The organism is Streptomyces sp. NPDC058872, assembly GCF_042743065.1.
GTDB lineage: Bacteria > Actinomycetota > Actinomycetes > Streptomycetales > Streptomycetaceae > Streptomyces.
Map to the genome: position 1 here is coordinate 1 of NZ_JBHYMK010000118.1, position 8,454 is coordinate 8,454.

Genomic DNA, 8,454 nt, shown 5'->3' on the forward strand with positions numbered 1-8,454 from the left:
GCGATCGCGATCGTCGCGGCCACCAGGCCGATGTAGCCGAACATCGGCTTGCGGCTGAAGACCGGGATGACCTCGGAGATGATGCCGAAGAACGGTAGGGCGATGATGTACACCTCTGGGTGTCCGAAGAACCAGAAGAGGTGTTGCCAGAGCAATGCGCCGCCGTTGGCCGCGTCGAAGACGTGGGCACCGAACTTGCGGTCCGCCTCGAGGGCGAACAGCGCCGCCGCCAGGACCGGGAAGGCGAGCAGGACCAGGACACCGGTCAGCAGCACGTTCCAGGTGAAGATCGGCATGCGGAACATCGTCATGCCCGGAGCGCGCATGCAGATGATCGTGGTGATGAAGTTGACCGAACCGAGGATCGTGCCGAAGCCGGAGAAGGCCAGACCCATGATCCACATGTCGGCGCCGACGCCCGGCGAGCGGACCGCGTCCGACAGCGGGGAGTAGGCGAACCAGCCGAAGTCGGCCGCACCCTGCGGGGTGAGGAAGCCGGCCACCGCGATGATCGAGCCGAAGAGGTAGAGCCAGTAGGCGAACATGTTCAGCCGCGGGAACGCCACGTCGGGCGCGCCGATCTGCAGCGGCATGATCCAGTTCGCGAATCCGGCGAACAGCGGCGTCGCGAACATCAGCAGCATGATCGTGCCGTGCATCGTGAACGCCTGGTTGAACTGCTCGTTCGACATGATCTGCGTACCCGGACGGGCCAGCTCGGCGCGCATGAAGAGCGCCATGAGTCCGCCGATGCAGAAGAAGACGAACGACGTGACCAGGTAGAGCGTGCCGATCGTCTTGTGGTCAGTGGTGGTCAGCCACTTGACGACCACGTTGCCGGGCTGCTTGCGCCGTACGGGCAGCTCGTTCTCGTACGAGTCCTCAGCTGCGGCGGCACCCTGGGTTTCGTTGTGGATGCTCACAGTTGGTTCTTCTCCGCATTCCTGGCCGGGTCCGTCTGCTCGATGCCAGACGGGATGTAGCCGGTCTGCCCCTTCTCGGCCAGCTCCTTCAGGTGCTGCTGGTAGCGCTCCGGGGAGACCACCTTGACGTTGAAGAGCATCCGGGAGTGGTCGACACCGCACAGTTCGGCGCACTTGCCGAGGAAGGTGCCTTCCTGCGTCGGGGTCACCTCGAAGGAGTTGGTGTGACCCGGGATGACGTCCTGCTTCATGAGGAAGGGCACCACCCAGAAGGAGTGGATGACGTCACGGGAGGTCAGGACGAACCGGACCTTCTCGCCCTTCGGCAGCCACAGGGTCGGCCCCGGGTTGCCGGTCTGCGGGTTCCGGTCGCCGGGGATGCCGGCGTCGTAGACGCCGCCCGCGTTCGCCGGGAAGTCCTCACGGAACTTGTCCGGAATCGAACCGAGGTTCTTGTCCGTCTTGGCGTCGCCCGACACACCGGGCACGTCCTCGACGTAGTTGAAGCCCCAGCTCCACTGGTAGCCGACCACGTTGATGGTGTGGGCCGGCTTCGGGGAGAGTTCGAGGAGCTTCGACTCGTCGCGTGCGGTGAAGTAGAAGAGCACCGAGACGATGATGAGGGGGGTGACCGTGTACAGCGCCTCGATGGGCATGTTGTAACGGGTCTGCGGAGGCACCTCGACCTTGGTCCGGCTGCGCCGGTGGAAGATGGTGGCCCAGAGGATCAGGCCCCACACGAGGATGCCCGTGATCAGGGCCGCGGCCCAGGAGCCCTGCCACAGGGAGAGGATCCGAGGCGCCTCTTCCGTGACGGGGGTGGGCATGCCAAGGCGGGGAAAGTCTTCCCAGTTGTACGAGCAGCCCGTGGCTGTCGCCAGGATCAGGCCCGCAGTCAGCACCTGCGGCAGCTTCCGCCGCATCGGGCGCCGCGACGAGCGGTCGGAGCCGTTGGGACTCACGTAGCGCCTTCCCGAGAGTCTCGGCCCGCAGTGGTCGGCCACGGCCGTCCGTCTCGCTGGTCGGTCGCCGCCCCGGCCGCGGGCAGGGGTTTGGATGTTTATGCGGACCAAACCCTACTGGACGCTATTTGAGGTCGCGCGGGGAGGGTGCCCAACGCGCCGTCCGAGTCCCCGAAGGGGTGGAGTCTGGGCTTCCGGCAGGACCCGCGCACCCCCCGTTCGGCGGCCTGGCGTCCTGCTCGACCGCACTTCTGACGAGGGCTCACCGCCCGTGCGGACCTCCGGGCCCTACCGTGGTCAGATGCCGTACTTCGACGCCGCGTCCGCCGCTCCGCTGCACCCCGTCGCCCGCCAGGCGCTGCTCGCCTCCCTGGACGAGGGATGGGCCGACCCCGCCCGGCTCTACCGGGAGGGGCGTCGGGCCAGGCTGCTGCTCGACGCGGCCCGGGAGGCCTCCGCGGAGGCGGTGGGGTGCCGCCCGGACGAGCTCGTGTTCACCCCTTCGGGGACGCGCGCGGTTCACGCGGGGGTCTCCGGGGCGCTCGCGGGCCGTCGGCGCGTCGGGAACCGGCTCGTGGTGTCCGCCGTCGAGCACTCCTCCGTCCTGCACGCGGGCGAGGCCCACTCGGCTGCGGGGGGCACGGTGGTCGAGGTGCCGGTGGGCCGCTCGGGAGGGGTGGACCCGGAGGCCTTCGCGGAGGCGCTGGGCCCGGGGACGGCCCTGGCCTGTCTCCAGTCGGCCAATCACGAGGTGGGCACCGAGCAGCCGGTGGCCGAAGTGGCCGAGGCCTGCCGGGCGGCGGAAGTGCCGCTGCTCGTGGACGCGGCCCAGTCACTGGGCTGGGGTCCGGTGGCCGGGGGCTGGTCACTGCTGACGGCGAGCGCGCACAAGTGGGGCGGCCCCGCGGGCGTCGGGCTGCTCGCCGTGCGCAAGGGCGTCCGGTTCGCCCCGCAAGGTCCGGCCGACGAGCGGGAGTCGGGCCGGGCGCCCGGTTTCGAGAACCTGCCGGCGATCGTGGCGGCGGCGGCTTCGCTGCGGGCGGTCCGGGCGGAGGCGGAGGCCGAGGGGGCACGGCTCCGGGTCCTGGTGGACCGGATCCGGACGCGGGTGCCTGAGGTGGTGCCGGACGTGGAGGTGGTGGGCGACCCGGTCCGGCGGCTTCCCCATCTGGTCACCTTCTCCTGTCTGTACGTCGACGGGGAGACGCTGCTGCACGAGCTGGACCGGGAGGGTTTCTCCGTTTCCTCCGGTTCGTCCTGCACGAGCTCGACGCTGACGCCCAGTCATGTGCTGCGCGCCATGGGGGTGCTGAGCGAGGGGAACGTCCGGGTGTCCCTGCCGGCCGGCACGTCCGAAGGGGACGTGGACCGCTTCCTCGCGGTTCTGCCGGGACTGGTGGCGGGGGTGCGGGAGCGGCTCGGCGCGCCCGGAGCCGCCCCGTCCGCTCCGACTCCCGCGGGGTCGCTCGTGGTCGACTCCCTGGGTCGGCGGTGCCCCATCCCGGTGATCGAACTGGCGAAGGCGATCGGAGGGGTCCCGGTGGGCGGGACGGTGACGGTGCTGTCGGACGACGAAGCGGCCCGTCTGGACGTTCCGGCGTGGTGCGAGATGCGGGGCCAGGAGTACGTGGGCGAGGAGCCCTCGCCCCGGGGCGGCGCGGCGTACGTGGTCCGCCGACTGGTCTGACGGGACGCCGCCCCGACCGGGCACGGGAGGCCTGGCCGGGGCGGTGCCGCCGGGTCAGGACAGGTGGGTGCGGACGTCCGCGGCGGCTTCCTCGCCGTACGCCTTGGTGAAGCGCTCCATGAAGTGCGCCCGCCGCATCGTGTACTCCTGGGTGCCCAGGGTCTCGATCACCAGCGTCGCCAGCATGCAGCCGACCTGCGCCGCACGGGTGTGCCCGACGCCCCAGGACAGGCCCGTGAGGAAGCCGGCGCGGAAGGCGTCGCCGACGCCGGTGGGGTCGACCTTGGCCGTCTCCTCGGGGCAGCCGACCTCGATCGGGGTCTCGCCGACCCGCTCGATGCGGACCCCGCGCGAGCCGAGGGTGGTGACCCGGTGGCCGACGCGGGAGAGGATCTCCTCCTCGGTCCAGCCCGTCTTGGACTCGATGAGGCCCTTCTCGTACTCGTTGGAGAAGAGGTAGGTCGCGCCGTCGAGGAGGGTACGGATCTCCTCTCCGTCCATGCGCGCGATCTGCTGCGAGAAGTCCGCCGCGAAGGGGATCTCGCGCGTCTTGCACTCCTCGGTGTGCCGGAGCATCGCCTCGGGGTCGTCGGCTCCGATCAGGACCAGGTCCAGCCCCCCGACCCGGTCGGCGACGGCCTTCAGCTCGATCAGCCGGGCCTCGCTCATGGCGCCGGTGTAGAAGGAGCCGATCTGGTTGTGGTCCTTGTCCGTGGTGCAGACGAAGCGGGCGGTGTGCAGCACCTCGGAGATGCGGACCGAGCCGGTGTCGACGCCGTGGCGGTCGAGCCAGGCCCGGTACTCGTCGAAGTCGTAGCCGGCCGCGCCGACCAGGATCGGGTTGCCGCCGAGCTGCCCCATGCCGAAGCAGATGTTCGGGCCGACGCCGCCCCGGCGGACGTCGAGGTTGTCGACGAGGAAGGAGAGGGACACCGTGTGGAGCTGGTCGGCCACGAGCTGGTCGGCGAACCGGCCGGGAAAGGTCATGAGGTGGTCGGTGGCGATGGAGCCGGTGACTGCGATACGCACGGCTGGGTGCTCCTGCGGGATGCGAGAGGGGCGCACGAGGCGCTCGGACGAAGGGTGATGGTGGGCAACGAGCGGTCGACCCTTCACGCTACCCGTTGAGGGGTGCGCTGCCGAACAGTGGAAACTACCCCAGAGTAGGCCTTTTCTCCGGAGTGGTGCGGTGCATACGGTGCGGCCATGACCACGCATCCCGCTCCCGGTGAGCGACACGAGTCCGACCTGAGCCTCGCCCAGCTGCGCGGGGACGGCGTTCGGATGGCCCCCCACTGGGTCGCTCCGGTCCCGCCCGCGCCCGCGCCGGTCTCCCCCGCATCGATCCACGGAGTGGTCGTGCCCGCGGCCTCGGCCCGGCTGATCGACGCCACCGTCGAGTACGGCGGCTGACGGACGGGAACCGTTCGCCCCTCCGCTCCGTCCCATCGGCGTCCGGTCGAGATGAGGGAGTGTTGCGGTGAGCGGTACGGAGAACGTGCGGAGGCGACGGAACGTCCTCGCCGCCTCGGTGGCGGCGGGCGTGCTGCTCGCCGGGGGCGGCGGCGTCTACCTCGCCGTCGCGGCCACCGGGTCAGGCGGCGGGATGGACGCGAAGGCGACGCCGGTCGGGGCGGCCGAGGGCGCCGCCGTCGCGGGGTCGCCCCTGCCCCTGGGACCCGGGGCCGCCGACGGCGGTCCCGGGATCGCTCCCGGAGAGCCGGACCCGGGCGGTGGCCCGACCGGGACGGTCTACCAATCCAAGGGCCCACTCCCCCAGGGGCCCTCCTCGGCCGCGGTCCACCGGCCCGAGGGCCTGGTCACCTCGGCGGAGGTGACCAGGCTGGCCGAGGCTCTCGGGTTCGAGGGCCGGCCGGTACTGGTCGGGGACGTGTGGACGATCCGCCCCGAGAAGGACGGCCAGGGGCCCCGCCTGGACGTGGCGAAGGCGGCCCCCGGCAATTGGACGTACACCTGGTACGACGGCGCCCCGGTGGGCGACTCCTGCCTGAAGGGCAAGGCCTGCCCGCCCCCGGGCGAGGGAAAGCCCCTGCCGAGTGGTCCTCCGGTGAGCGAGGCGGCGGCGAAGGCCGCGGCGGTGCCCGTCCTGAAGGCGCTCGGTCAGGACGACGCGAAGCTGACCGCGACCCAGGTGATGAACGGGTCGGTACGGGTGGTCAACGCCGATCCGGTGGTGGACGGGCTGCCGACCTACGGCTGGTCGACGGGGCTGCACATCGGCCCGGACGGTCGACCGGTCGCCGGGAGCGGGATGCTCAAGCAGCCGGTGAAGGGCGACAGCTATCCGGTGATCGGGGCCGAGCGGGCACTCGCGGCGCTCAATGAGGACACGAGGGCGATCGATCCGCCCGGGACGGTCGATTGCGCGACCGATCCGCCGGCGGGCACGGACGGTGCCGGGACGGAAGGCGGTCCGGGGAAGCCCGGGGGCACGCCCTGCCAGCCGATCGTGGAGCCGAGGCAGGTGCCGGTGACGGCCGCGGTCTTCGGTCTGGTCGCCCACGACGTCGCGGGCGAGCGGCTGCTCGTGCCGGCGTGGTTGTTCACGGCGGACCCCGTGGACGGCCCCCCGTACACGGTGACGAAGACGGCGGTGGCGCCGGAGCACCTGGCACCGCCGGTGAAGCCGTCACCGCCGGCCGAGGGCACGGCGCCGGTCCGGCAGATCGAGTCGTACCGGACGGAGGGGGACGGCCGGAAGCTGGCCGTCACCTTCTGGGGCGGGGTGTGCAGCACGTACACGGTCACGGCGCAGGAGGCCCGGGAGCGGGTGACGGTCCGCGTGGCGGAGGAGCCCGTCGACCCGGACAGGGCGTGCGTGGCCATGGCGGTGGAGGTCACCAAGACGGTGCCGCTCGACGCTCCCCTGGGGTCCAGGGCCGTGGTCGACGGGGCGAGCGGTCAGCCGGTGCCGCGGCGCTGACCGCACCCGGACGTGCATGAGGGCGGCGCCCCCGGGAGGTTCCGGGGACGCCGCCCTCATGGGTGCACGGACTTAGCTGAACGAGTCGCCGCAGGCGCAGGAGCCGGTGGCGTTGGGGTTGTCGATGGTGAAGCCCTGCTTCTCGATCGTGTCGACGAAGTCGATCGACGCGCCGCCCAGGTACGGGGCGCTCATGCGGTCGGTGACGACCTTGACGCCGTCGAAGTCCTTCACGACGTCGCCGTCGAGCGAGCGCTCGTCGAAGAAGAGCTGGTAACGCAGGCCGGAGCAGCCACCGGGCTGAACGGCGACGCGCAGGGCCAGGTCATCGCGGCCTTCCTGGTCGAGGAGGGCCTTGACCTTCGCCGCGGCGGCGTCGGACAGGAGGATGCCGTCGCTGACAGTGGTCTTCTCGTCCGATACGGACATCTGCTTCTCTCCCGGTGTGTACGGAGACTGCTTGCCGCCGGTTGCAACCGACGGTGCCCCGGATTCATTCCGGGCCGAGTGGGGTCTTTCCCCTTTCATGCTCGCACACCCCGTCCGGAAGCGCGGACGGCGAATTCGTCACATCGACACTATGGACATCGTCAATATGACGTAAAGCGGTTATGATAGATAGCGTCATTTAGACGAAAAGGTTCCCCGAAGAAAGGGTGCGTGACGTGACCACCGCCCAGCCCCTCGACGTCCAGCCGACGCCGCTCGCCCTGCTCCTGCTCGGTCGCGAGGCCGACCCGAAGAGCGAGCGCGGCGTGGAGTGTCCTGGCGATCTGCCGTCGCCCTCCGACCCGGACCTCGTGGAGCGCGCCCGCGCCGCGAAGGAGAAGCTCGGGGACAAGGTCTTCGTGCTCGGCCACCACTACCAGCGCGACGAGGTCATCCAGTTCGCCGACGTCACCGGCGACTCCTTCAAGCTCGCGCGCGACGCGGCCGCCAAGCCGGAGGCCGAGTACATCGTCTTCTGCGGCGTGCACTTCATGGCGGAGTCGGCCGACATCCTCACCGGCGACGACCAGAAGGTCGTCCTGCCCGACCTCGCGGCCGGCTGCTCGATGGCCGACATGGCCACCGCGGAGCAGGTCGCCGAGTGCTGGGACGTCCTGACCGAAGCCGGCATAGCCGAGCAGGTCGTACCCGTCTCGTACATGAACTCCTCGGCCGACATCAAGGCCTTCACCGGCAAGCACGGGGGCACCATCTGCACCTCGTCCAATGCCAAGCGCGCCCTGGACTGGGCCTTCGAGCAGGGCGAGAAGGTCCTCTTCCTGCCCGACCAGCACCTGGGCCGCAACACCGCCGTCCGCGACATGGGCATGTCCCTGGACGACTGCGTGGTCTACAACCCGCACAAGCCGAACGGCGGCCTCACCGCCGAGGAGCTGCGGTCCGCCAAGATGATCCTGTGGCGGGGCCACTGCTCGGTGCACGGCCGCTTCTCGCTGGACTCGGTGAACGACGTGCGCGAGCGCATCCCGGGCGTGAACGTGCTCGTGCACCCCGAGTGCAAGCACGAGGTCGTCGCCGCCGCGGACTACGTGGGCTCGACCGAGTACATCATCAACACCCTGGAGGCGGCCCCGGCCGGCTCGAAGTGGGCCATCGGCACCGAGCTGAACCTGGTCCGACGACTGGCGAACCGCTATGCCGACCAGGGCAAGGACATCGTCTTCCTCGACAAGACCGTCTGCTTCTGCTCGACCATGAACCGGATCGACCTGCCGCACCTGGTGTGGACCCTGGAGTCCCTGGCCGAGGGCAACCTCGTCAACCAGATCCAGGTCGACAAGGAGACCGAGAGCTTCGCCAAGCTCGCCCTGGAGCGGATGCTGGCCCTGCCGTAACGGTCCTCCGGCGCGGGGCGGTCCCGTCGCACACATCGGAGGGGGCGGGCCCGCGCGGGCGCGGGCCCGTCCGGACCGTCGAGTACCGTCGAGT

The 8,454-nt window shown here is 70.5% G+C and carries 8 protein-coding genes; 4 read left to right on the plus strand and 4 right to left on the minus strand.

The features are described from left to right. A partial coding sequence (locus tag ACFW22_RS35270) for a cbb3-type cytochrome c oxidase subunit I (RefSeq protein WP_386412754.1) occupies nucleotides 1-923 on the minus strand: 923 nt, incomplete at its 3' end. Beyond that, nucleotides 920-1,885 carry a cytochrome c oxidase subunit II gene (gene coxB, locus ACFW22_RS35275; protein WP_386412757.1) on the minus strand — a complete coding sequence of 322 codons (966 nt, stop codon included), beginning with the start codon at nucleotides 1,883-1,885 and terminating at the stop codon, nucleotides 920-922. The genes coxB and ACFW22_RS35270, both read right to left, overlap by 4 nt. Before the next feature lie 301 nt (nucleotides 1,886-2,186). Here coxB and ACFW22_RS35280 point away from each other — a divergent pair, with 301 nt between their 5' ends. Then, on the plus strand, nucleotides 2,187-3,572 hold the full coding sequence (locus ACFW22_RS35280) for a cysteine desulfurase/sulfurtransferase TusA family protein (RefSeq protein ID WP_386412760.1): 1,386 nt from the start codon (nucleotides 2,187-2,189) through the stop codon (nucleotides 3,570-3,572). A 54-nt stretch (nucleotides 3,573-3,626) separates the two neighbouring features. On the opposite strand, the gene ACFW22_RS35285 is transcribed toward ACFW22_RS35280, so the two are convergent. After that, complete coding sequence (locus ACFW22_RS35285; RefSeq protein ID WP_386412763.1) at nucleotides 3,627-4,601, minus strand: carbohydrate kinase family protein; 975 nt, start codon at nucleotides 4,599-4,601, stop codon at nucleotides 3,627-3,629. 177 nt (nucleotides 4,602-4,778) lie between these two features. Here ACFW22_RS35285 and ACFW22_RS35290 point away from each other — a divergent pair, with 177 nt between their 5' ends. Together ACFW22_RS35290 and ACFW22_RS35295 are read left to right on the plus strand one after the other, a co-directional pair. Then, a complete protein-coding gene (locus tag ACFW22_RS35290) occupies nucleotides 4,779-4,985 on the plus strand; it encodes a hypothetical protein (RefSeq protein WP_386412766.1) in 207 nt (68 codons plus the stop codon). A gap of 67 nt (nucleotides 4,986-5,052) precedes the next feature. Continuing rightward, nucleotides 5,053-6,516 (plus strand): hypothetical protein, encoded by a 1,464-nt coding sequence (locus ACFW22_RS35295; RefSeq protein ID WP_386412769.1) that lies wholly within the window; start codon nucleotides 5,053-5,055, stop codon nucleotides 6,514-6,516. 72 nt (nucleotides 6,517-6,588) lie between these two features. On the opposite strand, the gene ACFW22_RS35300 is transcribed toward ACFW22_RS35295, so the two are convergent. Further along, entirely contained in the window at nucleotides 6,589-6,945 is a 357-nt protein-coding gene (locus ACFW22_RS35300; protein ID WP_018848827.1) for an iron-sulfur cluster assembly accessory protein, read from the minus strand. 227 nt (nucleotides 6,946-7,172) lie between these two features. Here ACFW22_RS35300 and nadA point away from each other — a divergent pair, with 227 nt between their 5' ends. Then, nucleotides 7,173-8,360, plus strand: coding sequence for a quinolinate synthase NadA (gene nadA / locus ACFW22_RS35305; protein ID WP_386412773.1), 1,188 nt, complete (start codon nucleotides 7,173-7,175; stop codon nucleotides 8,358-8,360). The last annotated feature ends 94 nt before the right edge of the window (nucleotides 8,361-8,454 follow it).

Coding starts and splice junctions, on each gene's coding strand:
- ACFW22_RS35280 (WP_386412760.1), top strand. CDS start 2,187: ATGCCGTACTTCGACGCCGCGTCCGCCGCTCCGCTGCACCCCGTCGCC.
- ACFW22_RS35290 (WP_386412766.1), top strand. CDS start 4,779: ATGACCACGCATCCCGCTCCCGGTGAGCGACACGAGTCCGACCTGAGC.
- ACFW22_RS35300 (WP_018848827.1), bottom strand. CDS start 6,945: ATGTCCGTATCGGACGAGAAGACCACTGTCAGCGACGGCATCCTCCTG.